Below are 24,878 nucleotides of genomic sequence, written 5' to 3'. Positions count from 1 at the left end.
CCTTAAATCAGGCTTTAATGGCTTTCAATACGTTAATCATTTCCAGAGCGGTCAGGGCTGCTTCAGCACCTTTATTACCCGCTTTGGTTCCGGCGCGTTCAATGGCCTGCTCTATATTTTCAGTAGTCAGCACGCCAAAGGCAACCGGGATTTCGCTCTGCATGGCAACGCTGGCAAGACCAGAACTGGCCTCACCTGCCACGAATTCAAAATGGGCAGTACCGCCACGGATCACGGTGCCGAGTGCCACAACCGCATCATGCTTGCCGGTTTTCGCCAGCGCACGAGCCGTCACGGGCAGTTCATAAGCACCAGGAACCCATACTACGGTGATGTTCTCATCTTTGACCTGACCAATACGTTTCAGGGCATCGAGGGCACCGCTCAGCAGGCTGTCATTGATAAAGTTGTTGAAACGCGCAATAACCAGAGCAACGCGCGCGTCAGGAGTAGCAACAGCAGCTTCAATAACGTTCATAATCTTCCTTCCAGGGTTCTGTTTGGCCCCGCAGGGGGGCGGATTCTATCATACTCTTTAACGGCCTGCTTGTTTTTGCGCAAGCCATCACAAGGGGGTCAAGGTCAGCCTGATATCAGGCCCCACCTGACGAATGTCACTAAAGGTAAAGGCAGGTGCAGCGGCCAATGTTTCCAGCCCCGGCAGCTGACACAGACCGCGTCCGGCATCGCCGAGGAGTTTAGGAGCCAGATAGACGATCAGCTCATCGACGACGCCCGCCTGTAATAATGCGCCAGAAAATTGTGCCCCGGCTTCCACCCAAACGCTGTTAATCTGTTTTTTGCCCAGCAGCATCAGCATCGAGACCAGGTCAAGGCGTTCTTGATAACGTGGTACGATCAGTTGACTGACGTTTTCCGGCCACTGCCGTTCGTCACAGGCAGTGCGCGCCAGCCAAGTTTCTCCCGGCTGGGAAATGAGCCGATGCTGTGGGGTCACGCGATTCTGACCGTCAACGATGATGCGTACCGGCTGGCGCAGCAAATCGGCCGGGTAGTCCGCTAAAGTGGCGCTGTCCAGTTCATCATGACGTACGGTCAGGGCCGGATCATCTGCCAGCACGGTGCCGCTGGTGCTGAGAATAGCCGAGCTTTGCGCGCGCAGTCTTTGCACATCGCGTCTTGCTTCGGGGGATGTTATCCACTGGCTTTCCCCGCTGGCCATCGCCGTGCGCCCATCCAGCGAAGCGCCAAGTTTAAGCTGCACCCAAGGGAAGCCGGTACGCATACGTTTGAGAAACCCACGGTTTAACGCTTCCGCTTCCTGCATCATCAGCCCGTGGCTGACCTCGATGCCTGCCTGCTGCAAACGATACAGCCCGCGCCCTGCCACCTGAGGATTCGGATCCTGCATCGCGGTAACGACCCGCTTGATGCCAGCGGCAATGAGCGCATCACAACACGGTGGCGTACGCCCGTGATGGCTGCAAGGCTCCAGCGTCACATAGGCGGTTGCGCCACACGCATTCTCACCGGCCATCCGTAACGCATGAACTTCGGCGTGAGGCTCACCGGCACGCAGATGAAAGCCTTCACCGACAATCTGACCATCACGCACCAGCACGCATCCTACATTGGGATTCGGCGTGGTGGTAAATCGGCCACGGCGCGCCAGTTCCAGCGCCCGGGCCATATAAACTTCATCGCGCATCCTGTCAGTCCTGTAAACGGGCGATCTCTTCGCCAAATTCGCGGATATCCTCAAAGCTGCGATATACCGATGCAAAACGGATATAGGCCACTTTATCCAGTTTTTTTAGTTCATCCATCACCAGGCTACCAATCAATTTACTGGCAACTTCGCGCTCACCGGTGGCCCGGAGTTGGCTCTTAATGTGGCTGAGGGCATTTTCAACCGCGTCCGAGCTAACCGGACGCTTCTCCAGCGCCTTCATCAATCCGCTGCGCAGCTTGTCTTCATTAAAGGGTTCACGCACGTCGTTGCTCTTGACGACCCGTGGCATCACCAGTTCTGCCACTTCAAACGTCGTGAAACGTTCGTTACAAACCACACACTGGCGGCGGCGGCGCACGGAGGAACCTTCCCCAACCAGACGGGAGTCGATCACTTTAGTATCCACGGCGCAACAAAATGGGCAATGCATAAGTCTGTCCTGATTATTCAGCAGAGAGCGAGCAGTGTACCCTGGAGTGGGTAACAACTGAATCATTCACGCGGGCTTGCTTTAGCTGAAATAAATGCCCACCCCGACAAAAGTGAAAAATAAGTCTATGCTTTGTATACCCCCATTCCGGGGTTTCACCAAAAGGAGTCAAAAATGGGACTGTTTGATTTTGTTAAAGATGCAGGTGAGAAGATCCTGGATGCGTTCGCTGGAAATGCACACGCTCAGGGCACGGCCATTGAAGATAGTCTGAAAAAGCAGGGTATCCCGGGTGCTGACAAAGTGAAAGTTGAAGTCAACGGTGACAAAGCCGTTGTCACCGGCGAAGGCCTGACCCAGGAAGAAAAAGAGAAAATTCTGGTCGCAGCAGGAAATGTCAAGGGCATCAGTAGCGTGGATGACAAGGTTGCCACTAATGCTCCCGCCGCCAACGAATCTGATTATTACACGGTAAAATCAGGCGATACGCTGAGCGCCATTTCTAAGTCCGTCTATGGCGACGCCAATCAGTACAACAAAATCTTTGAGGCGAATAAGCCAATGCTCAGCCATCCGGATAAAATCTATCCAGGCCAGAAGCTGCGTATTCCTCAGTAATCGGGTCGACCAGGGAGAGGACGCCATGATCACACTGCGAGTAACGGCACTGCCAGTCGCCCTACTCCTGTCGGGATGTATGTCCTCTTCGCCCGACCTACAGACACAACAGCTTCACCAGAAGGTGAGCGCGTTGAATCAGGAATTAAGCCAGCTTACGCTTCAGGCAACCGCGCTTGAACGTCAAAGCAAGCTCAATCAGAACTCGATTCACGGAGCCTGGTTAGTCCCCGCCGCCAAAACCCCGGTGCTATTGCAGAGTCAGGCAGGCCAACTGCGCCTGTCGTTAAGTAACATCATCGGGCAAGACGGAGGATCTGGCATGTTGCTGCATCTGAGCATGGCGGGTTCTGAGCAGCCTGGCGCACTCGCCGGTCGGGTCGAATGGGGCAGCCTTGACGACATCAGCGGAAAACCGCAAAGCGCTGAAAGCCACAGTAAAAACTTCCGGATTGAACCCGCTTTACTGCCACGCCGTGAAGCGACAGTCCGGCTGTATTTACAGGGCTTCCCGCCAGAGAAACTCGGTTATGTTCGTATTCATGACCTGGTCTTGGGCGACTCCTCAACTCCTGCACCATAAAAAAACGGCCACCCTGAGGTGGCCGTTTTTCATTCCGCATCCTGTTAAGGCAGAATCGAAGGCTGGTCCGCGCCCTCTTTTTCCACTTTCTGCTGGATCATATGTTCGCGTTTCATGCCAAGCTTCAGCGCCAGAGCTGAAGAGACATAAATTGACGAAATGGTACCAATGGTAATACCGATCAGCATAGTCAGCGAGAAGCCTTTTAACAATGCACCGCCAAAAATGAACAGGATCAGCACCATCGCCAACGTCGTCACCGAAGTAATGATGGTTCGGCTCAACGTCTGCGTAAGCGAGACGTTGGTGATATCGTAAGAAGAACCGCGACGAATTTTGCGGAAATTCTCGCGGATACGGTCCGATACCACAATCTTATCGTTTAGCGAGTAGCCGATAACTGACATCAGCGAGGCAATAATAGTTAGGTCTACCTCAATCTGGAACAGAGAGAGCAGGCCCATAGTAATCACCACGTCGTGTGCCAGCGCCAATACGGTGCCTAACGCCAAACGCCATTCGAAACGAAAACCGATATAGAACAGGATGGCAATCAGTGCCGACAGCAGTGCCATACCCCCCGCCTGCGCCAGATCGCTCCCCACGCTGGGGCCGACAAACTCGATACGTTTGACGGTCGCATTTTGTCCGGTTGCTTCGTTGATAACACTCAGCACCTTACTGCCCAGCGCTTCACCCGCATTGCCTTCAGCGGGTGGCATACGCACTATCACGTCGCGGCTGCTGCCGAAGTTTTGCACCTGCGGCTCGGCAAAACCGGCTTTCTGTAAACTACCGCGCATCATATCCAGATCGGCTGGCTGTTCGAGATTGATCTCAATAACCGTACCGCCGGTGAAATCGAGCCCCCAGTTGAAGCCTCGAACACCAATGATGGCTACTGCTACTATTAACAGTATTCCAGAAATGATGAACGCCAGTTTATCCCAGCGCATAAAGTCGATGACTTTACGCCCGTGATTCATTTGTTCAACACTATGTTCCTGTGCCACAACGCACTCCTCAGATAGACAACTTGTTAATGCGTTTGCCGCCATACATCAGGTTGACGATGGCACGGGTGCCGATAATCGCGGTAAACATGGAAGTTGCCACACCAATCGCAGTCGTGATAGCAAACCCTTTAATTGAGCCAGTACCCACTGCGTAAAGAATGATAACTTTAATTAGCGTGGTCACGTTGGCATCAACGATACTGGAAAACGCGCCTTTGTAACCCTCATGGATCGCCTGCTGTACGGAACGCCCGTTACGCAGCTCCTCCTTGATACGCTCGTTAATCAGCACGTTAGCATCAACCGCCACCGCCAGTGTGAGCACAATACCCGCAATACCCGGCATGGTCAGCGTCGCGCCCGGGAGCAGCGACATAATGCCGACGATCAGCACCAGGTTAGCCAGCAGTGCGCTGGTAGCCACCAGGCCGAATTTCTTGTACCACACCACCATGAAGACGATAGAAGCAATCAGCCCCCACAGGCAAGCTTCCAAGCCCTGGGTGATATTCTGCGCGCCCATGGTTGGACCAATAGTACGCTCTTCCACAATCTGAATAGGCGCAATCAACGCACCGGCACGCAGCAACAGCGAAAGCTGGCGGGCTTCATTCGGGTTGTTGATGCCCGTTATACGGAAGCTGTTACCCAATCGAGACTGGATATTGGCGACGTTAATCACCTCTTCATGCTTCTCAAGAATCGCACGGCCGTTAGCGTCTTTCTTCCCGCTGTCTTTGTATTCAACAAAGAGGGTTGCCATCGCTTTACCGACACTGTCCTTCGTAAAGTTGGACATGATATTACCGCCAGCGCTGTCCAGGGAGATATTCACCTGTGGCTGATTGTATTCATCGGTGCTGGAAGTGGAGTCAGTAATGTGGTCACCAGTGAGGATTACGCGTTTATACAGCACCACCGGCTGCCCTTCACGCGTATCTTTCACTTCCGAGTCGCCCGGTATACGGCCATTTGCGGCTGCGGTGGCGTCCACGCTGGTATTCACCAAGCGGAACTCCAATGTTGCAGTCGCACCAAGGATCTCTTTGGCACGAGCCGTATCCTGGATACCCGGCAGTTCAACCACAATACGGTCAGCGCCCTGACGCTGCACCAGCGGTTCCGCTACGCCAAGCTGGTTAACACGGTTGCGCAGAATATTGATGTTCTGTTGAACAGCGTATTCACGAGCTTCACGCAGACGCTCGTCGCTCATTACCGCCGTCAGGGCATTACTGCCGCTGCTGTTGATAACCATATCGCGGTGACGAGTGACCAGATAACTGACGGCAGCATCGCGCGCTTTGTCATCACGGAAACGAATTTCCAGACCGTAATTAGCGGTTTTACGCACGTTCACGTAAGGAATACTTTTCTCGCGCAGATCGCTGCGTAGATTGTCGATGTTCTGGTCCTGAAGTTTGCCCAGTGCGGTATCCATATCGACTTCCATCAGGAAGTGAACACCACCACGTAGGTCAAGGCCGAGTTTCATCGGCTCTGCGGACAACATCGCTAACCAGGTTGGCGTTGCAGGAGCGAGGTTAAGCGCCACCACGTAATTTTCGCCAAGGACTTTCATTATCGCTTCACGCGCGCGCAGCTGCACGTCGGTGTTAGCGAAGCGCGCCAGAATAGCGCCATTTTCCAGAGCAACGGATTTGCTCGAAATATTATCTTGTTTTAAAGCGCTTTGGATCTGGACCAGCGTTTGCTCACTGGCCGCGCTTCCGCGCGCACCAGTGACCTGAACAGCCGGATCCTCACCATAAAGGTTAGGCAGTGCATACAGCAGACCGACGAGTAACACGACGATCAGCATGATGTACTTCCATAAAGGATAACGATTTAACACGGCAGTTCCCTTAGGGAAATCAAAAAATTAAAGCGCCTTCATCGTACCTTTCGGCAGAACGGCGGCAACAAAGTCACGCTTGACGACAACTTCGGTCGTATCGTTAAGTGCAATAGCCACGTAGCCCGTTTCAGCGACTTTGGTTACGCGTCCGACTAAACCACCGGTAGTCAAAACTTCATCGCCTTTGGCAATTGAGTCCATCAGTTTTTTGTGCTCTTTCGCACGTTTTTGCTGAGGACGCAGGATCATAAAGTAGAAAATCAGACCAAACACTACCAGCATGATCACCAGAGAATACGGACTTCCCTGAGAAGGAGCTGCAGCTGCCACGGCATCGGAAGTGAAAAAGCTCATTAAAATTCCCTCATTGTTTAATTATCAGACGTTAATGGCGGAACCGCCGCTCCCGTCCGTTGGTAAAATTCGCTAGCAAAGTGCTCTAATCTACCCTCTTCAATAGCCTGGCGTAAACCCGCCATTAAGCGCTGATAATAGCGCAGGTTATGAATGGTATTCAGACGTGCACCTAAAATTTCATTACAGCGGTCAAGATGATACAGATAGGCGCGACTGTAATTGCGGCAGGTGTAGCAGTCACACTCGGCATCAAGCGGCGACGTGTCATCTTTGTACTTCGCATTACGGATTTTCACCACGCCGTCGCTAACAAAGAGATGCCCGTTACGTGCATTGCGGGTCGGCATAACACAGTCGAACATATCAATACCGCGACGAACACCTTCCACCAGGTCCTGGGGCTTACCAACCCCCATGAGATAACGTGGCTTATCCTGTGGGAGTTGTGGACAGACGTGCTCCAGAATACGGTGCATGTCTTCCTTTGGTTCGCCGACCGCCAGGCCGCCCACAGCGTACCCATCAAAGCCAATATCTACCAGCCCTTTAACCGACACATCTCGTAAATCTTCGTAAACACTTCCCTGGATAATGCCAAATAATGCATTTTTATTACCGAGGGAGTCAAAACGATCGCGGCTGCGTTGCGCCCAGCGCAGCGACATTTCCATTGAACGCTTGGCGTAATCCCAATCGGCCGGGTACGGCGTACATTCGTCGAAGATCATCACGATATCAGAACCGAGGTCGTACTGAATCTCCATCGATTTTTCCGGATCGAGGAAAATCGCATCACCGTTGATCGGGTTACGGAAATGCACCCCTTTCTCGGTAATTTTGCGGATATCGCCCAGGCTAAAGACCTGGAAACCACCGGAGTCCGTCAGGATTGGGCCTTTCCACTGCATAAAGTCATGCAGATCGCCGTGCAGCTTCATGATCTCCTGCCCCGGACGTAGCCACAAATGGAAGGTGTTGCCGAGAATAATCTGAGCGCCGGTATCCTGCACTTCTTCCGGGGTCATGCCTTTTACCGTGCCGTAGGTGCCTACCGGCATAAATGCCGGGGTTTCTACTACGCCACGCTCAAAGACCAGACGGCCACGGCGCGCATGCCCATCAGTTGTGTCTAATTCAAACTTCACATTGCCTCCACCAGAAATACAGTCTGATGATTAGTAAAAAGGAACGCATTCTAACAACCCATGAAGCTGCGATACAAGCCAGCCGCAAAGTGAATGTAAGCAACTTTTCACTGTGTCCGCTTGCTGCGTTGCGCCGTTATGGCACATAATTTGTATAGCGTAACCTGATTGATTCCATGATCACAGACGGTCAGCCTTAACTCTTCCTGCAACGCGCTTATCCTTCATGTTGAAATTGAGATATTTCTCATGTCTTATCATTACAAACTCTTGCGATTGGCATCATGTAGTGACATGATCGAAAAACTCAAATTCTAAGATCGATTTCATGATTAATTTATTCGTAAGATATTCACTGGTCGGCATTGTGAACACCCTTATCCACTGGGGGGTTTTTTCAGCGCTTTATATGAATGGCTATCTCCAGTCGTTATCAAATTTTACCGCATTTTGTGTCGCAGTCACCTTCTCATTCTTTGCAAATGCGAAATGGACCTTCAACTCAGAGGCAACCACGGTAAAATATATATTGTATGTCCTGTTTATGGGAGCAATGGCTGCTGCAGTGGGTTGGTACGCTGATTATTTATCCTTGAATCCGGTTATCACTCTAGTGTCGTTCTCTTTCGTCAGTCTGCTTTGTGGATTCATCTACTCTAAACTCATCATATTTAGTGAAAAGAAATGAAAATATCTCTCGTTGTTCCCGTCTTCAATGAAGAAGAGACCATAAATATTTTTTACGATGCGGTACGTGAAACGCTGACCGATTATGAGATGGAAATCGTTTTTATCAACGACGGTAGCCATGACAACACAGAGTCAATCATTAAAAAACTCGCTGACTCCGACCGTCTCGTAAAGGCAATTAACTTCTCAAGAAATTTTGGTAAAGAACCGGCGCTGTTCGCGGGGCTGGAACATGCAAGTGGTGATGCCGTCATACCTATCGACGTCGATCTGCAGGATCCTATAGAGGTGATCCCGCAACTCATAGCCAAGTGGTTAAGCGGCGCAGACGTTGTTCTGGCAAAACGCGCAGACAGAAGCACCGACAGCCGTTTGAAAAGAAAGACTGCCGGGTGGTTTTATAAAATTCACAACAAGATAAGCTCCCCAAAAATAGAAGAAAACGTGGGAGACTTTCGACTTCTGTCACGTTCCACCGTTGATATTATCAAGCAGCTTCCCGAACGAAATCTCTTTATGAAGGGCATCCTTAGCTGGGTGGGTGGCCGCGTAGATATTGTCGAATATACCAGGGCTGAGAGGATTGCTGGCTCATCCAAATTTAACGGTTGGAAATTGTGGAACCTTGCGGTTGAAGGCATCACGTCTTTCTCAACGCTTCCGCTCCGTATCTGGACATATTTAGGTCTTATCGTTGCCTCATTTTCATTTTTATATGCAATATTTATGATTATAGACAAGCTTCTTTTTGGTAATCCGGTTCCGGGATATCCATCAATCATGACGGCCATTCTCTTTCTGGGCGGCGTTCAGCTGATTGGCATCGGGGTGCTGGGAGAATACATAGGAAGAATCTATGTAGAAGCCAAACAAAGACCAAAATACATCATTAAAGATCTTTCAGGATCCACCGATGAGTAATAACATTATATGCTTAAAAATAAAAATCTTCAGCATAACCAACGCATTTTTCCTGATAATATTAGCCAGCACAATTTCTCGTGCTCACTCATACACTCAAGAAAATAATTTATTTTTCCATTTTTTTTAGCAATAAATCCAATTGCTATATTACATCAGTGGGAGCCAATCCCACGAGCTATATTCTCCATATCATTTTTCTATGGGACCTGTTTTGCTATTCTTTATAACGATCGATTTGAAAAGCACAAGGTAGTTTTATTATAAAACGGAGTTTTTTTTCCTGACGGACAGGCATCTTCAATTATCCCCATAGGTACAGGCCCCCTGGTGGCCTGTACCTGCTTCACATTTCGTTGTGAAAAAACCTTTTGGCAAAGAAATTAAGTGTCGACAAATATCTAGATAACGTTAAATTCAATTTAATTTTCAAATACGCCATCCGGTAAAAGCAATCACTGCCCCGGAACCTCGGAAAACGCCTGCGGGTTGCGGGTGATAAACATCGCATCACCGTAACTGAAGAAACGGTACTGTTCAGCAACAGCCTGCTGATAAGCATGCATAGTGTGCTTATAACCGGCAAAAGCGGATACCAACATAATCAGCGTCGACTCTGGCAGGTGGAAGTTGGTCACCAACGCATCAATCACCTGGTAGTGATAGCCAGGATAAATAAAGATTTTTGTATCGCCAAAAAACGGTGCAATCAGCGCATTTTCAGCGGCCTGAGCCGCGCTCTCTAATGAACGCACTGAAGTCGTCCCAACCGCTATCACCCGATTACCACGCGCCTTACAGGCTAGCACCGCATCAACCACATCCTCCGGCACTTCAGCATACTCGGCATGCATAATATGCTCTTCAATGGTATCCACACGCACCGGCTGGAACGTTCCGGCCCCAACATGCAGGGTGACAAAGGCCGTTTCAATGCCTTTTTCGCGCAGCGCTTCCAGCAAGGGTTCGTCGAAATGGAGTCCTGCCGTTGGGGCCGCTACCGCGCCCGGTTTCTGACTGTACACCGTCTGATAAAGCTCACGATCGGCATCTTCGTCAGGGCGATCGATATAAGGAGGTAACGGCATATGGCCAATACTGTTCAATATGTCCAGCACCGGACGCGCATCGTTAAACTCGATCTCGAACAGCGTATCGTGGCGAGCCAGCATGGTGGCCTGTACGCTTTCATCATCGCCCAGCAGCAGATCGCTACCGGGCTTGGGGGCTTTCGATGAGCGCACGTGTGCCAGCACGCGCTTTTCATCCAACATGCGCTCAACCAGCACTTCAATCTTTCCGCCGCTGGCCTTGCGACCAAAAATACGCGCCGGGATCACCCGCGTATTATTGAATACCAGCAGATCGCCAGGATTGAGTTTGTTCAATAAATCGGTGAATACACCATGCGTTAACGTCCCATCGGAACCATTTAGCGACAGTAGTCGGCATCCGCTCCGCTGGGCCTGCGGATAGTGGGCAATCAAAGATTCGGGTAACTCAAAAGCAAAATCGGCAACGCGCATGGTCATTCACAGTCAGAGAAATCAGGGCGCACATTCTAGCTGAAAATTGAGCATAGCTAAACAATCTGCGTCATATCGCCAGCATCTGAGCTAGAATAGCGCTATGAACTATCTTGCTCACCTCCACCTTGCCCACATTGCCAACAGCTCACTGCTCGGCAATCTGATGGCTGATTATGTACGTGGCAACCCTTATCAGCAGTGGCCCAGCTACATTGCTGATGGCATCAGCCTGCACCGCCGCATTGATGCCCGGACGGATGCGCTTCCGCAAGTTCGCCAGGCTCGTCAGCTTTTCCGCAACGAAACCCGTCGGGTGGCACCGATTACGCTAGATGTTATCTGGGACCATTTTTTGTCACTTCACTGGAATAAACTGGTGCCGGATATCTCTTTGCCAGCCTTTTTGGCGCATGCCAGAAACCAGATCGAGCCGGAGCTGAAAACCACCCCAACGCGATTTCAGACACTTAATGCCTGGTTATGGCGCGAGCAATGGATAGAACGTTATGCAGACGCGGCGTTTTTATCACATGTGCTGGACGGCATGGCAAGCCGCCGACCAAAACTGGCCGCGCTGGCAAACAGTTATCATGATTTCACCGATAACTATCAAAAGCTTGAGGATCTGTTCTGGCAGCTATACCCACAAATGATGGCGCAGGCAGCGCGGTGCGAATTGTGATCGGTGGATGGCTTTATCCTTTCGCTGAAACAGGCTATCTTATGGGGTGGCTATATGCTTAACCTTAGATATGATAGGTATACCCTATCTCAATAATCGGCGTGTTTCGCTGGTTCAGGGCTGGCCGCCCCTCGTATAATGCTGGCGTCTTGTCTCCCCCCTAATTTAATGACTTCAACAGGAGTGAAAAATGGTCCTGGTTACTCGTCCAGCCCCTGATTTTACTGCCGCAGCTGTGCTGGGCAACGGTGAAATTGTAGAAAACTTCAACTTTAAAAAACACACCGCTGGTAAAGCCACCGTTGTGTTCTTTTGGCCAATGGACTTCACCTTCGTCTGCCCTTCTGAGCTGATCGCTTTTGATAAGCGCTACGCAGAGTTCCAGAAACGCGGTGTGGAAGTTATTGGTGTCTCCTTCGATTCTGAGTTCGTACATAACGCATGGCGCAAAACGCCGGTCGACAAAGGCGGCATCGGCGAAGTTCAGTACGCAATGGTTGCGGACATCAAACGTGAAATACAGAAAGCCTGGGGCATCGAACATCCGGAAGCGGGTGTTGCTCTGCGTGGATCTTTCCTGATCGACCAGGCGGGCGTTGTTCGCCACCAGGTGGTTAACGATCTGCCACTGGGCCGCAACGTTGATGAAATGCTGCGTATGGTTGACGCGCTACAGTTCCACGAAGAGCATGGCGAAGTGTGCCCAGCTCAGTGGGAAAAAGGCAAAAAAGGTATGGGCGCATCTCCAGAGGGTGTTGCTAAGTACCTGTCCGAGAACGCTTCCAGACTGTAACACCTCTGGTTCGTCAGATAAAAAGCTCGCTACGGCGAGCTTTTTTTTATCCCCACTCACGCTCCCCGCATCTTTAGTCACTCTTGCTGTCAACCACAATGGCTGTTAGTACACTCTGCCCTTACAACAGAATGTTGAAACGCGTCAGGCAGAATATCGGCAGGGCATGGCCTGCCTCACTCGGCTACTGATATAAAAAGGGCGAACCACTGGTTCGCCCTTTTCAGATTGCTACAAATTAACACTCTCTGCGCTTAACCCACTGCCAGCTCACCAGCAGCAGCACTATCCAGGCGCAACCGGCATAAAGCGACACGCGAGTATCCGGGAAGTAACCGATAAGGCCGATAATAAAGGCGAGGAAGACAATGCCGATAGCAGCGGTAAGAGAACCTCCCGGCAGGGCAAACTTCAGCTCTTTTTGCTGCTCTGTCGTCAAAGTACGGCGAAACGCAATTTGAGAGAACAGGATCATTATCCACACCCAGACGGTGGCGAACGTCGCGAGCGAAGCAATGACCAAGAACACTTTTTCCGGCATCAGATAGTTAAGATAAACGGCAACCAGCATTGCCAGCATCATTGCCAGCACCGTCACCCAGGGAATGCCTTTTTCCGATACGGTGGTAAACACTTTTGGCGCATGGCCCTGCTCTGCCATGCCGTACAGCATACGGCCGACGCCAAAAACATCGCTGTTAATCGCCGACAGTGAGGCAGTGATCACCACAAAGTTAAGCACCGCTGCCGCTGCTGCAATCCCCATATGCTGGAAAGTCAGTACAAACGGACTTCCGTCTGTGCCAACCTGATTCCACGGGTAGATCGACATAATGACAAATAGCGTACCCACGTAGAACACCAGAATGCGCAGTGGCACGGTATTAATGGCGCGCGGAATCGATACTGCCGGATCTTTCGCTTCACCGGCGGTGATACCAATAATCTCTATCCCACCAAAGGCGAACATCACCATTTGCAATGAAAGCACCACGCCAATCCAGCCATTGGGGATAAAGCCGCCGTGGGTCCACAGATTGCTGATGCCGGTTGCCTGGCCGCCGTTGCCGATGCCCCAGAAGATAATACCGATACCCGCGACAATCATCACAATGATGGTGGCAACTTTGAACAGCGACAGCCAGAACTCGACCTCGCCGAACACTTTCACCGTAGCGAGGTTGATTGCACCAATCACCAGCACCACACTGAGTACCCAGATCCAGTGCGGCACATCCGGGAACCAGACGCTCATATAAATGCCGAAAGCCGTCACATCGGCAATGGCAACAATCAGGATCTCAAAACAGTAGGTCCAGCCGGTGATATAGCCAGCCAGCGGACCGAGATAGTCCTGGGCATAGCGCGAAAAGGAACTTGCCTGGGGGTTGTTAACGGACATTTCGCCGAGCGCACGCATAATGATATATGCCGCCACGCCGCCGATAAGATAGGCGAGCAGTACGCCAGGACCGGCCATTCTGATGGCATCGGCCGAACCGTAAAACAGACCGGTACCAATTGCTGAACCCAACGCCATAAAGCGAATATGGCGCGTACTCAATCCCTTTTTTAGAGTCATTTTTGTCATTTTTCCACCTGTCGACCCCTTACCGCAGGGGGTAAGGGGTGGTTTTACAACGCTATTGCTGGTGCGCAGTAACTGACTGGCGGCCTGAAACGCGATCGTAAACGGCCACCAGTGCCAGCATCACCAATGAAGGTGGCAACCATGCCAGCCCCTGATCGGCCAACGGCAGATTTTGGGTAAATTCTGGAATTATTGCCTTTAAATTGGTGGTTTTGATTGCGTCAACTATACCAAACAGCAGGCTGACCAGCATAACTGGCGCAACAATCCTTGTGCTTTTCTTCCACCAGCTCAGGGTAAAGCTTAACAGCACCAGCACGATACACGGCGGGTAGATCGCGGTTAATACTGGAATTGAGATCTGGATAAGATGGCTAAGACCAAGATTGGAAACCACCATCGAAAACGCTCCAATAATAAACACCAGTTGACGGTAACTGAAAGGCAAATAATGCTCAAAGAACTCTGCGCAAGCACAGGTCAGACCAACGGCAGTCACAATACAGGCGACAAAAATGAGCGAAGCAAGGAAGAAGCTGCCCATTGTACCGAAGGTATGCTGCACATAAGCATGCAGGATGGCTGCACCGTTAGCACTCTGATCGATAATGCTTGCGCTGTCAGCGCCGAGTTTAAATAGAGCCAGATAGACCAGCGTCAAGCCGACACCGGCGATTAACCCGGCAATCACGGTATAACGCGTCAGCAATTTTGCTTCGCTGATACCACGCGACCGGGCGGCATTGACAATCACAATACCGAACACCAGCGCACCGAGGGTATCCATCGTCAGATAGCCGTTCACAAAACCGTTGGAGAATGCCGCACGCTGATATTCAGCACTGGCAGGAGCAATACCGCCAGCCGGCCAAAGCAGTGCCGCCAGTCCCAGTACAGTCAGGGCGAAAATTTTCAGCGGAGCCAGGATATGCCCCACGGTGTCCAACAGTTTGCCCGGATAAAGAGAGACGCCAATCACCAGGGTAAAATAGACCAGGCTGTAGATAAACAGCGGCAATGGGCCATCCCCGGTCAGTGGGGCAATACCGACTTCAAACGAGACGGTGGCAGTGCGCGGCGCTGCAAATAGCGGCCCGACAGCCAGATAGCAGACGGTCGCCAGCACCACGCCAGCCACTTTGCCGATGGGCGAACTGAGGGCATCAATCCCGCCACCAACGCGCGCCAGCGCAATCACTGAGATAACCGGCAGGCCGACCGCAGTAATCAAGAAGCCTGAAGCGGCATGCCATACATGCTCTCCGGCCTGGATGCCTACCATTGGCGGGAAGATGATGTTCCCGGCCCCTACAAACAGGGCAAAAGTCATAAAGCCCAGTGCCAGAATATCTTTTGGAGTTAAACGATGCGTCATAAGAAACGTGTTGCCTGTGGTGGTGTTAAAAGTGGTGATGTCAGTGCTGCTCGTCAAACTTCAGCAGCAGGTGCGCGCCCTGCTCACTGAATAATGTTACAGCCAATCACCCTGTATGCTCTTAATACGTCACAAAATCAAAACGATGCAGCTTAAAACACTGATTACATCGCGACAGACAGTGAATATAAGATGATTATTTTCTATATTCAGGGGAATGACGAGAAACGGGCCTAAGTAGAACGTTTATAGCGGGGAAAGGCAATACGGGATTGAAAAAGTAGATGAATATACCGTAAAAAAATGCATAACCAGTGCATATCGTTAGCTGATACCAAAAAAGCGTTACATGATTTGTATTTTTTTTGCACTATAACGGCATCACTTTTCGCGATAAGACGGTCGCAGAAGCGCAAAAGGCGCATAGATATGCGCCCAATGCACAAAGTGACGTCATTTTACCAAACGCGGTTTACCACCTCCACCACCAGGCGTAGTTTGGCCCACTGCTGCTCTTCTGTCAGGCTGTTACCCTCTTCGGTTGAGGCAAAGCCGCACTGCGGGCTGAGGCAAATCTGCTCAAGGCTGACGAACTGCGCAGCCTCGCGCAGACGTTTTTCAATCGTCTCCGCCGCTTCAAGCTCTCCGCTTTTGGTAGTAACAAGGCCCAGCACCACCTGCTGCTTGCCTTTTTTGATAAAGCGCAGCGGCTCGAAACCGCCCGAACGCTCATTATCATATTCAAGAAAGAAGGCATCAATGTTGACGCCGCCAAACAGAATTTCCGCCACCGGCCCATAGCCCCCTTCGGATATCCAGGTTGAGCGAAAATTGCCCCGGCAAACGTGCAGGCCGATTTTCAAATCGTCCGGCTTACCCTCGATGGCTTTATTCAGCACGCGGGCGTAGGTGCGGGCCAGTTCCTCCGGGTTGTCACCGCGCTCACGGATCTGCTGTTGCTGATCGTCAGAACAGAGATAGGCCCAAACGGTATCGTCCAGCTGTAAATAGCGACAGCCTGCATCGTAGAAGGCTTTGATTGCATCGCGCCAGGTTTGTGCCAGGTCGTCAAAATAGACGTCGAGATCGGGATAAACCTGCGCATCAATTACCTTACGCCCACCACGAAAATGCAGCACGCTGGGGCTGGGGATGGTCATTTTGGCCACGGCATCCCCGCTGATACTTTGCAAAAAGCGGAAATCTTCCAACATCGGGTGATGGCTGAATCCCAGTTTGCCGGTCACTTTCACGCCGCGTGCTTTTGTCTGCACGCCGTTAAACTGAATGCCCTGCTCAGCTTCGTAGCGCTCTACCCCATCCAGGCCGTCAAAGAAGTCGAAGTGCCACCAGGCTCGACGGAATTCGCCGTCGGTGACCACCTGCAAACCGCTTGCACGCTGGCTGGCAACCACTTTACGGATCTCTTCATCTTCAATGCTACGTAGTTCGTCTGCGTCAATTTCACCGGCTGCAAACTGCTGGCGCGCCTGTTTAATCGCCGCCGGGCGTAGAAAACTGCCCACTACTTCGGCACGATAAGGTACGGATGTTGTCATGATAGCTCACTCCTGGCCTGCACACGGGCGCATCATTGCGTCGCGCAATTGTCACCGTTAGTTATTTTTGGACTTCTGGACGTCTAAAACCATGCCGATGACTGTGTCATGAGAATGACAACGCCGCAAACGAGGAAACTTCAAGGCTCGTGAAGAAAATTCATGATGTTGGAAATTGGCAGGTTAGATGAAATACCAACGGCACTTCATTGACAGAAGGCTGTTCAATGACAGCGCGACCGTCGCATCTCTGATTTCAATTCATTAAGTTATTGCGCAATCATCGCCAGCGCCTGCTCTCTTTGCGCTTCGGATAACGGCAGATAGCCAGCCTGACCGACCAACGCCTGACCAGCGCCTGATAACGCCAGCCGAAGAAACGCAGCGGTAAGCGGCTCCAGCGGTTTTCCCGGTGCTTTATTGACATAAATATAGAGCGGACGTGCGTAAGGATAACGGCCGCTGCGGATATTTTCAGCCGTGGGCGCGACCCAGTTATCTTCATCCCGCGCCACCGGCAGGACTTTCACACCGCTAAGATGAAAGCCAGCGCTGGCATAGCCAATTCCGTTCAGTGAACCGGCAACCGCCTGGATCACCGCAGCGGAGCCAGGATATTCACCGACATCCTGGCGTAAATCGCCGTTGCACAGCACCTGCTGTTTGAAAAAACCCCATGTACCGGAAGCGGAATTACGACCAAATCGCTGTATGCCGCGATGCGCCCAGCCGGACTGTGTCAGCTGTAGGTCGCCCCAGGTTTTTGGCGTAAACAGCGCACCGCAAAGGCGGGTCACGGAGAAAATAGCATCCAGCTGTTGAGCACTCAGTCCGGCTAACGGATTATCCTGATTCACTACCACCACCAGCGCATCAATGGCCACCGGTACTGCCAGCGGGGGATAACCGTAACGATCCTCAAGCAGCTGCCGCTCTGCCGCCTGCATCGGCCTGCTCATCGCCCCCAGCTGCGCTGCCCCGGCGGCCAGCGCTATCGGCGCTGTCGACGATCCCGCCGCCTGAATCTGCACATTCACCCCCGGATACTGGCGGCTGAAATTATCGCCCCATAGCGCCATCAGATTGCCGAGCGTATCGGATCCGACGCTGTTAAGATTGCCCGCCAACATGTCCTCTTTGGCATTAGCCAGCAGGCTGACCAGCAGCAGCGCCAGTGCGATAAAATTTTTCATGCTGTGGGTTCTCTATGATTAACGCCGCGCGATCTCGCCCGCCTCTGCATCGACAATCAGCCTGGGTGCCAGCTGAAAGCTGAAACAGGTTTCGCCCTTACCCGGAGCGCTACTGATATTCAGCCGCGCGTTATGGTGGCTCAGGGCGTGTTTTACAATCGCCAGCCCCAGACCGCTTCCCCCGGTCTGCCTTGAGCGAGCCTTATCAACGCGGTAAAAGCGCTCCGTCAGTCGTGGTAGATGCTCTGCCGCAATGCCCGGACCATTATCTTCGACCCTGAACTCCGCCCCCTGTACACTGCGTTGCCAGCTAACCGTGATCCGGGTGCCGTCCGGCGTATGATTCACCGCATTGTACACCAGGTTAGAAATAGCGCTGCGCAACTGTTCGTCATTGCCAAACACACGCAATTGCGGATCGCTGGAAAAGCGGATTTGATGACGTCCCTGGCTCAGCGTTTCCGCTTCACGCTGCAACAATCGTAACATCATGGGGACATCGACAATTTCCTGTAGGTCAGGAGCAGGGGCCGCCTCAATGCGTGACAGCGTCAGTAGCTGTCCCACCAGGCTATCCATACGTTTTGCCTGTTCCTGCATGGTTTGCAGCGCTTTATCACGCAGGCCGCCATCCAGCGCCGAATCACTCATCATCTCCAGATAACCTTGCAACACCGTTAGCGGCGTGCGCAGCTCATGACTGACGTTGGCAAAAAAGTTGCGACGCGCTCCTTCAAGCTGGTGCATTTGCGTCACATCGCGTGCCACCATTAGCCACTGCCCTTCGCTGTAGGGCATGATGCGCAACTCCAGATGGCGCTGGCTGTTCAGTACCAGCGTCAGCGGATGTGCGAAATCACGCTGGCGCAGATAGCGGGTAAATTCCGGGTAGCGCAGCAGGTTGAGGATATTCTGGCCATTATCTTCCGGCCAGCGCAGCCCCAAAATCTGCTGGGCAAGCCCGTTACACCAGAAAATCGTGCCCTCTTCGGTGGTCAACACCACCGCATCCGGCAGCGATTCTGCGCCACTGCGAAAGCGCTTGATCAGATGGCCCAGCTCACGGCGTCGGCGTCGGTTGCGCGCCTGCATCTGGTACAGGCCGTAAAAAAGAGGTTCCCAACTGCCGTGCCCGCTGGGTGGCGTCATACTGCGATCGACCCACAGCCAGTGCGAAAGCCGCAGCAGGTTGTTGAAATGAAAGCCCAGCACGCAAAGCACGGATACCAGCAGCAGCCAGGGCAACCCACCCACCATGAGTCCGACAATCAGTGCAGGCAGGCCGGCAAGCAACAGCTCAAACAATAATCTCTTCCAGGAGAGGCGTTCCAACACGATTCAGACTCCGTGCGAGCGATCAATAACGTGCAGAGAAACGATAACCTGTTCCGCGAACCGTCTGCACCATACGATCGTGCCCACTCACTTCCAGCGCTTTGCGCAGGCGGCGGATATGAACATCGACGGTACGGTCTTCGACATACACGTTAGTCCCCCAGACATGGTTTAGCAACTGCTCACGGCTGTAGACACGCTCTGGATGAGTCATAAAGAAGTGCAGGAGCTTATATTCGGTTGGCCCCATTTCCAGCGGCTGGGTAGCCGACATAACGCGGTGTGACGACGGATCCAGGGTCAGCCCCTGCATCTCAATCACCTCTTCCACCGCCATAGGCGAAATGCGCCGCATCACGGCCTTAATGCGCGCCACCAGCTCTTTCGGCGAGAACGGCTTGGTGATGTAATCATCGGCGCCCACTTCCAGTCCGCGTACGCGATCTTCCTCTTCGCCGCGTGCGGTTAACATCATTACCGGGATGTCGCGCGTCATCGCTTCACGTTTAAGGTGCTTAATAAACTGAATGCCCGAGCCCCCCGGCAGCATCCAGTCCAGCAGGATCAGATCCGGCCAGGGTTCAATCAGCAAACTGACCGCGCTGTCATAATCTGCGGCTTCTATCGGATGATAGTCATTTTGCTCCAGAACGAAACACAACATCTCACGGATGGGTGCTTCATCTTCAACCACCAGAATGCGCTTTGCCATTATTGCTCCTGCTGCGGTGACAGATTGTCACGGGATATGCGGCGTCATTATGCGTCAGTTTTATGACAGTTTTATGAAAAAAGCACGCCCTGGAAGGGGTGATGAAACGAATTAAATATCTGCACGGCAATATGTTTATAATCATGGCTTCGCGTTTCTGCCATGAAGGGAGCACCATGCGCATCATTCATACTGCCGACTGGCATCTTGGCCAGTTTTTCTACACCAAAAGTCGGGCGGCCGAACATCAGGCATTTCTTGACTGGCTGCTGGAACAGGCAGAAGCGCAGCAGGTCGATGCCATCATCGTTGCCGGTGATATTTTCGATACCGGTTCCCCGCCCAGCTACGCACGCGAACTCTACAACCGCTTCGTGGTCAAGCTACAGCAAACAGGCTGCCAGCTGGTGGTGCTGGGCGGCAATCACGATTCCGTCGCCATGCTCAATGAGTCGCGTGAGCTGCTGGCCTGCCTGAATACCCGGGTGATTGCCGCCGCCTGTGAGGACGTCCGTCAGCAGGTGCTGGTACTGAACCGGCGCGACGGGCAGCCGGGCGCTCTGCTGTGCGCCATTCCGTTTTTACGCCCGCGTGATATCTTGCGCAGCCAGAGCGGGCAGTCAGGGCGCGAAAAACAGCAAAGCCTGCTGGAAGCCATCAGTGAACACTATCAGCGCTGCTGGCAGGAAGCACTGGCGCAGCGCGATATGCTGGGTCTGGCACTGCCTATTATCGCCACCGGCCATTTGACTACCCTGGGCGTGACCAAAAGCGATGCGGTGCGCGATATCTATATTGGCACGCTGGACGCCTTCCCGGCGCACTGCTTCCCCCCGGCGGACTACATCGCCCTCGGTCATATTCACCGCGCCCAGCGCATTGCCGACAGCGACCATATTCGCTATAGCGGCTCGCCGATCCCGCTCAGTTTTGACGAGCTGGGCAAAGCGAAAAGCGTGATGCTGGTTGATTTCAGCGCGGGTCAGCTTAGCCAGGTGAGCGCCCTACCAATCCCGTTGTTTCAGCCGATGCAGATGATCAAAGGCTCTCTGGAGCAGATAGAACAACAGCTGGCAGGACTGAAGCCTGATGCACAGGGCAAAACCATCTGGCTAGACATTGAAATTGTCACCGATGCTTATCTTAGCGAACTACAGCGCCGTATTCAGGAACTGACCGCCGCACTGCCGGTGGAAGTGGTACTACTGCGCCGCAGCCGCGAACAGCGCGAGCAGGTGATAGCGCGCCAGCAGAATGAAACGCTCAGTGAACTCAGCGTCGAAGAAGTATTTGCACGGCGGCTGGCGTCAGAAACAGAACGGCCTGAGCGGCTGCAACGCGCCAGCGCGCTGTTTGCACAAACGCTGGAAGCGGTGCGCCATGAGGAGCAGCCATCATGAAAATTCTCACCCTGCGCTTTAAGAACCTCAACTCGTTGAAGGGTGAGTGGAAAATCGATTTCACTGCTGAACCCTTTGTCAGCAACGGTCTGTTTGCCATTACCGGACCAACGGGTGCCGGGAAAACCACCCTGCTTGATGCGATCTGCCTTGCGCTTTATCACGAGACCCCGCGCCTGAAAAGCATCACCCAGTCACAGAACGACCTGATGACGCGCGATACCGCCGAATGTCTCGCAGAAGTGGAATTTGAAGTAAAAGGCGTCGCCTGGCGTGCTTTCTGGAGTCAAAACCGCGCACGCGGTGCTGTCGATGGCAACTTGCAGGCACCGCGCGTCGAACTGGCACGCTGCGAAGACAATCACATCGTCGCCGATAAGGTGAAAGACAAGCTGGAAAATATCGCCAGCCTGACCGGACTGGATTTCGAGCGCTTTACCAAATCAATGATGCTGTCGCAGGGACAGTTTGCCGCTTTCCTTAATGCCGATGCCAACAAGCGCGCCGAGCTGCTGGAAGAACTGACCGGCACCGAGATTTATGGCCGCCTGTCGTCGGCGGTATTTGAGCGCCACAAAGAGGCGAAGACGGCGCTGGACGCACTGCGCGCGCAGGCTGCCGCGATGGATCTGCTGGACGCCGGGCAGCAGCAGATCCTGACCAGCCAGCTGGCACAGTTGCTAAGCGATGAGCAGGTACTCACTTCACAACAGCAAAGCCAGCAGCAGGCGCTACAGCAAGTGCAACAGCTGGAGAGATTACAGCAGGAGCAGCAGCAGCTTTCCCGCCAGCGCCAGCAGCTGGATGAACAAATAGAACAGGCAAAGCAGCAGCTTGGCGCGGCAGTGCTTGAACAACAGCAGGCGCAAAAGAACCATGAGCATCATCAGCTGCATCGTAGCCAGCAGGAAACGCTGATCGCCGAGCAGGTTATTCCTCTGGATCACCAGCTCGCCACGTTACAAGAACAGTCTGCACAGCTGGCCCGAGAGCGAAGTGAGCACCAACAATTACTCACAGCGCGCCAGACGGAAAACGCGAAAAACCGGCAGATCCAGCAGGATAAGCAGGCGCAGCAAGAACAGCTAAACCGGTGGCGCGAAGCGCATCCTCATTTTTCTCACTACGGCGAATATTTGCCATTATGGCGTGAACGTTTCAGCCAGCAGCAGCAAAGTGAGCAGTCACTTTCAGTGTCAGACCAGCGGGTTAAGCGGCAACAGCAAACGTTGCAGCAGCAGGAACAGGCTCACCAGCAGCTCATTCAGCAGGCAGTCCCGCTTCAGCAGCAGCTTGATGCGGCGCAGCAGAGCCTGAACCAGGCGCAGCAGGCGCTGGCCCCGTTACAACAACAGCACTCGCCGGAGAGCCTGCGCAACAAACTGGAACAGTTTAACCGGCTGCGTCCGCAACGCCTGCTGCTGGCTACGCTGCTACCGCAGTGGCGGCAGCTCGGTGAACGCCGCAATCGGCTACAACAGGAACAGCAGGCGTTAGCACAACTGATACAGCAAAGTAGTGAGCAGTTACAAACCTTGCGCACCCGCTGGGCAGATAAACGCCAGCATGAGCAGGATCTGGACAAACGATGCAGGCTGGAGCAGCGCATTGCTGACCTGGAACAGCAGCGCGCCCTGCTGGAACCGGGCCAGCCCTGCCCGCTATGCGGGTCAGAAAATCATCCGGCGATTGCCGCATATCAGGCGCTGGAGCTATCGGAAAATCAGCAACGGCTCAACGGCCTGAAAGAAGAAGTCCGGGTACTCGGCGAACAGGGCAGCGCCTGTGGCGCACAGTTAAAGCAGCAGCAGGAACAGCAGCAGCGCCAGCAGCAGGATGACGCCGACCTTGCCCGTCAGGCAACGGAGCTGGAACAGCAGTGGCATAGCGCCGCCTCCATGCTGGGACTGGAGTTCACCGCCAATCAACATCAGCAGGCCCACGACTGGCTGGCACAGCAGGAGCAGCAGGAAAGCGAACTTCAGCAGCAGCTGAACCGGCTGGAGCAGGCGTTGCGTCACTGCCAACAGCAGCAGGAGGTGTTATATCAGCAGCAGCAGGCCTGGCAACAGCTGGCACAGCAAACCGCCCTGTGCCAGCAGGAGATGACGGCGTCACGCCAGCATTTGAGCGAACAGCAGCAGCAGTTGGAGCAGGACAGGCAGCGCGCACGCCAGCAGCGCAGCGAACTGGCCGCAAGCCTCGCGCCGCTCGGGCTTCAGCTGCCGGAAGATGGTGACTATCAGGGCTGGCTGCAAATCTGTGAGCAGCACTGGCAGCAGTGGCAGCAGAACGCCAGTGAGCTGGCCACGCTGGCAACGGAACTGGCGGCGCTCGGCAGCCGTCAGCAGGCGCTGGAAGAAGAGCGGGTGCAGCAACAGGCACGCCTTGAAGCACTGGATGCCCGCAGCCAGCAACAACAGCAAATTCTGAACGAACGCCAGCAGCAGCGCCGACGGCTGTTTGGCGATGCGCGGGTCGCCAGCGTCAGGCAGCAGCTCAACGACGAGTCAGAACAACATCTGCAAACCCTGCGTTTACACCAGCAGCAGTGGCAACTGCGACAGGATCGGATAAATACCCTGACCGGGCAGCATAAATCACTAAATGAGCAGTTGATTGGTCTACAGTCGCGGCTGGATGAAGCAGTAAGACACGTTGATCAGGCGGAAAACCTGACTACGCAGCAGCAGACCCTACAGGCCAGCCTGGAGGCGCTCAGTCTGCAACTGCGCGAACTGGCCAGCCAGCAGGGGCAGCTGCGCCAGCAGCTCGACCACGATGCAACACGCCGCTCACAGCAGCAATCTCTGCTGGCGCAGGTGGCCGCCAACGAGCAGCAGCTGGATGACTGGAGCTATCTCAACCAGCTGATTGGCTCCAAAGAAGGTGATAAGTTCCGCCGCTTTGCCCAGGGATTAACCCTCGACCATCTGGTATGGCTGGCAAACAACCAGCTCAATCGCCTGCACGGTCGCTATCTGCTCCAGCGCAAGTCGCAGGAAGCGCTGGAGCTACAGGTGATCGATACCTGGCAGGCCGATGCACAACGCGACACGCGCACGCTGTCCGGCGGCGAAAGTTTCCTCGTCAGTCTGGCGCTGGCGCTGGCGCTTTCCGATTTGGTTAGCCATAAAACCCGCATTGAGTCGCTGTTCCTTGATGAGGGCTTTGGCACCCTGGATGCCGAAACCCTCGACAGCGCGCTGGATGCGCTGGATGCGCTCAACGCCAGCGGCAAAAACATCGGGGTGATCAGCCACGTTGAGGCGATGAAAGAGCGTATTCCGGTGCAGATCAGGATAAGAAAGGTTAACGGGTTGGGTTACAGCAGGCTGGAGCTGCCCGGCATGTGATCGTGGCCGTGCTGACAGTCTGATAGGCTTATCAGGCGGCAA

22 protein-coding genes are annotated in these 24,878 nt (G+C 53.3%); 8 read left to right on the top strand and 14 right to left on the bottom strand.

Going from position 1 to position 24,878, the window contains the following annotated elements; all coding sequences use genetic code 11:
- Window positions 1–7: 7 nt before the first annotated feature.
- From ribH to nrdR, 3 genes are all read right to left on the bottom strand, one after another.
- Window positions 8–478, bottom strand: a complete 471-nt coding sequence (ribH, locus tag EPIR_RS04940; protein WP_023654208.1) for a 6,7-dimethyl-8-ribityllumazine synthase — start codon at window positions 476–478, stop codon at window positions 8–10.
- Between the two features lie 87 nt (window positions 479–565).
- Window positions 566–1,669 carry a bifunctional diaminohydroxyphosphoribosylaminopyrimidine deaminase/5-amino-6-(5-phosphoribosylamino)uracil reductase RibD gene (gene ribD / locus EPIR_RS04935; protein WP_023654207.1) on the bottom strand — a complete coding sequence of 368 codons (1,104 nt, stop codon included), beginning with the start codon at window positions 1,667–1,669 and terminating at the stop codon, window positions 566–568.
- A 4-nt stretch (window positions 1,670–1,673) separates the two neighbouring features.
- The gene (nrdR, locus tag EPIR_RS04930) at window positions 1,674–2,123 is read right to left on the bottom strand and encodes a transcriptional regulator NrdR (RefSeq protein ID WP_023654206.1); all 450 of its coding nucleotides are present in this window, start codon (window positions 2,121–2,123) and stop codon (window positions 1,674–1,676) included.
- Window positions 2,124–2,297: 174 nt separating this feature from the next.
- Here nrdR and lysM point away from each other — a divergent pair, with 174 nt between their 5' ends.
- Complete coding sequence (gene lysM, locus EPIR_RS04925; protein WP_023654205.1) at window positions 2,298–2,741, top strand: peptidoglycan-binding protein LysM; 444 nt, start codon at window positions 2,298–2,300, stop codon at window positions 2,739–2,741.
- Between the two features lie 25 nt (window positions 2,742–2,766).
- Complete coding sequence (locus tag EPIR_RS04920; protein WP_023654204.1) at window positions 2,767–3,324, top strand: SadB/YajI family lipoprotein; 558 nt, start codon at window positions 2,767–2,769, stop codon at window positions 3,322–3,324.
- Between the two features lie 44 nt (window positions 3,325–3,368).
- Here EPIR_RS04920 and secF read toward each other — a convergent pair whose 3' ends face one another.
- Genes secF through tgt form a run of 4 tightly spaced genes read right to left on the bottom strand, consistent with a single transcriptional unit; the run spans window position 3,369 to window position 7,700 of the window.
- The gene (gene secF, locus EPIR_RS04915; protein WP_023654203.1) at window positions 3,369–4,337 is read right to left on the bottom strand and encodes a protein translocase subunit SecF; all 969 of its coding nucleotides are present in this window, start codon (window positions 4,335–4,337) and stop codon (window positions 3,369–3,371) included.
- A 10-nt stretch (window positions 4,338–4,347) separates the two neighbouring features.
- Window positions 4,348–6,195 (bottom strand): protein translocase subunit SecD, encoded by a 1,848-nt coding sequence (gene secD / locus EPIR_RS04910; RefSeq protein ID WP_023654202.1) that lies wholly within the window; start codon window positions 6,193–6,195, stop codon window positions 4,348–4,350.
- A gap of 27 nt (window positions 6,196–6,222) precedes the next feature.
- Window positions 6,223–6,552 carry a preprotein translocase subunit YajC gene (yajC, locus tag EPIR_RS04905; protein WP_023654201.1) on the bottom strand — a complete coding sequence of 110 codons (330 nt, stop codon included), beginning with the start codon at window positions 6,550–6,552 and terminating at the stop codon, window positions 6,223–6,225.
- A 17-nt stretch (window positions 6,553–6,569) separates the two neighbouring features.
- Window positions 6,570–7,700: a tRNA guanosine(34) transglycosylase Tgt gene (gene tgt / locus EPIR_RS04900; protein WP_023654200.1), complete on the bottom strand. Its 1,131-nt coding sequence runs from the start codon at window positions 7,698–7,700 to the stop codon at window positions 6,570–6,572.
- A 328-nt stretch (window positions 7,701–8,028) separates the two neighbouring features.
- Between tgt and EPIR_RS04895 the strand changes: the two genes are divergently transcribed.
- On the top strand, window positions 8,029–8,388 hold the full coding sequence (locus tag EPIR_RS04895; protein ID WP_023654199.1) for a GtrA family protein: 360 nt from the start codon (window positions 8,029–8,031) through the stop codon (window positions 8,386–8,388).
- Window positions 8,385–9,311, top strand: coding sequence for a glycosyltransferase family 2 protein (locus EPIR_RS04890; RefSeq protein ID WP_023654198.1), 927 nt, complete (start codon window positions 8,385–8,387; stop codon window positions 9,309–9,311). Before EPIR_RS04895 ends, EPIR_RS04890 begins: the two co-directional genes overlap by 4 nt.
- A 455-nt stretch (window positions 9,312–9,766) precedes the next feature.
- Here the strand turns inward: EPIR_RS04890 and queA are convergent, their stop codons facing one another.
- On the bottom strand, window positions 9,767–10,837 hold the full coding sequence (gene queA, locus EPIR_RS04885; protein ID WP_023654196.1) for a tRNA preQ1(34) S-adenosylmethionine ribosyltransferase-isomerase QueA: 1,071 nt from the start codon (window positions 10,835–10,837) through the stop codon (window positions 9,767–9,769).
- Between the two features lie 103 nt (window positions 10,838–10,940).
- On the opposite strand from queA, the gene EPIR_RS04880 reads away from it, so the two are divergent.
- Together EPIR_RS04880 and EPIR_RS04875 are read left to right on the top strand one after the other, a co-directional pair.
- The gene (locus tag EPIR_RS04880) at window positions 10,941–11,522 is read left to right on the top strand and encodes an ACP phosphodiesterase (protein ID WP_023654195.1); all 582 of its coding nucleotides are present in this window, start codon (window positions 10,941–10,943) and stop codon (window positions 11,520–11,522) included.
- Between the two features lie 190 nt (window positions 11,523–11,712).
- A complete protein-coding gene (locus EPIR_RS04875; RefSeq protein ID WP_023654194.1) occupies window positions 11,713–12,315 on the top strand; it encodes a peroxiredoxin C in 603 nt (200 codons plus the stop codon).
- A 238-nt stretch (window positions 12,316–12,553) separates the two neighbouring features.
- Here EPIR_RS04875 and proY read toward each other — a convergent pair whose 3' ends face one another.
- From proY to phoB, 6 genes are all read right to left on the bottom strand, one after another.
- Complete coding sequence (gene proY, locus EPIR_RS04870; RefSeq protein ID WP_023654193.1) at window positions 12,554–13,906, bottom strand: proline-specific permease ProY; 1,353 nt, start codon at window positions 13,904–13,906, stop codon at window positions 12,554–12,556.
- 52 nt (window positions 13,907–13,958) lie between these two features.
- Window positions 13,959–15,281, bottom strand: a complete 1,323-nt coding sequence (gene brnQ, locus EPIR_RS04865; RefSeq protein ID WP_023654192.1) for a branched-chain amino acid transport system II carrier protein — start codon at window positions 15,279–15,281, stop codon at window positions 13,959–13,961.
- Window positions 15,282–15,739: 458 nt separating this feature from the next.
- Window positions 15,740–16,840 (bottom strand): cobalamin-independent methionine synthase II family protein, encoded by a 1,101-nt coding sequence (locus tag EPIR_RS04860; protein WP_023654191.1) that lies wholly within the window; start codon window positions 16,838–16,840, stop codon window positions 15,740–15,742.
- Between the two features lie 269 nt (window positions 16,841–17,109).
- Window positions 17,110–18,033, bottom strand: a complete 924-nt coding sequence (locus EPIR_RS04855) for a PstS family phosphate ABC transporter substrate-binding protein (RefSeq protein ID WP_023654190.1) — start codon at window positions 18,031–18,033, stop codon at window positions 17,110–17,112.
- Window positions 18,034–18,051: 18 nt separating this feature from the next.
- Window positions 18,052–19,368: a phosphate regulon sensor histidine kinase PhoR gene (phoR, locus tag EPIR_RS04850; RefSeq protein WP_023654189.1), complete on the bottom strand. Its 1,317-nt coding sequence runs from the start codon at window positions 19,366–19,368 to the stop codon at window positions 18,052–18,054.
- 22 nt (window positions 19,369–19,390) lie between these two features.
- A complete protein-coding gene (gene phoB, locus EPIR_RS04845) occupies window positions 19,391–20,080 on the bottom strand; it encodes a phosphate response regulator transcription factor PhoB (RefSeq protein ID WP_012442259.1) in 690 nt (229 codons plus the stop codon).
- A gap of 176 nt (window positions 20,081–20,256) precedes the next feature.
- On the opposite strand from phoB, the gene sbcD reads away from it, so the two are divergent.
- Together sbcD and EPIR_RS04835 are read left to right on the top strand one after the other, a co-directional pair.
- A complete protein-coding gene (gene sbcD / locus EPIR_RS04840; RefSeq protein WP_023654187.1) occupies window positions 20,257–21,480 on the top strand; it encodes an exonuclease subunit SbcD in 1,224 nt (407 codons plus the stop codon).
- Window positions 21,477–24,836, top strand: coding sequence for an SbcC/MukB-like Walker B domain-containing protein (locus EPIR_RS04835; RefSeq protein ID WP_023654186.1), 3,360 nt, complete (start codon window positions 21,477–21,479; stop codon window positions 24,834–24,836). The genes sbcD and EPIR_RS04835 overlap by 4 nt, the downstream gene beginning before the upstream one ends.
- The last annotated feature ends 42 nt before the right edge of the window (window positions 24,837–24,878 follow it).

Origin of the sequence: Erwinia piriflorinigrans CFBP 5888 (genome assembly GCF_001050515.1) — a bacterium.
Taxonomy (GTDB): domain Bacteria; phylum Pseudomonadota; class Gammaproteobacteria; order Enterobacterales; family Enterobacteriaceae; genus Erwinia; species Erwinia piriflorinigrans.
Note: the sequence above shows the minus strand (reverse complement) of the source record. Positions and strands in the feature narration are given on the sequence as shown.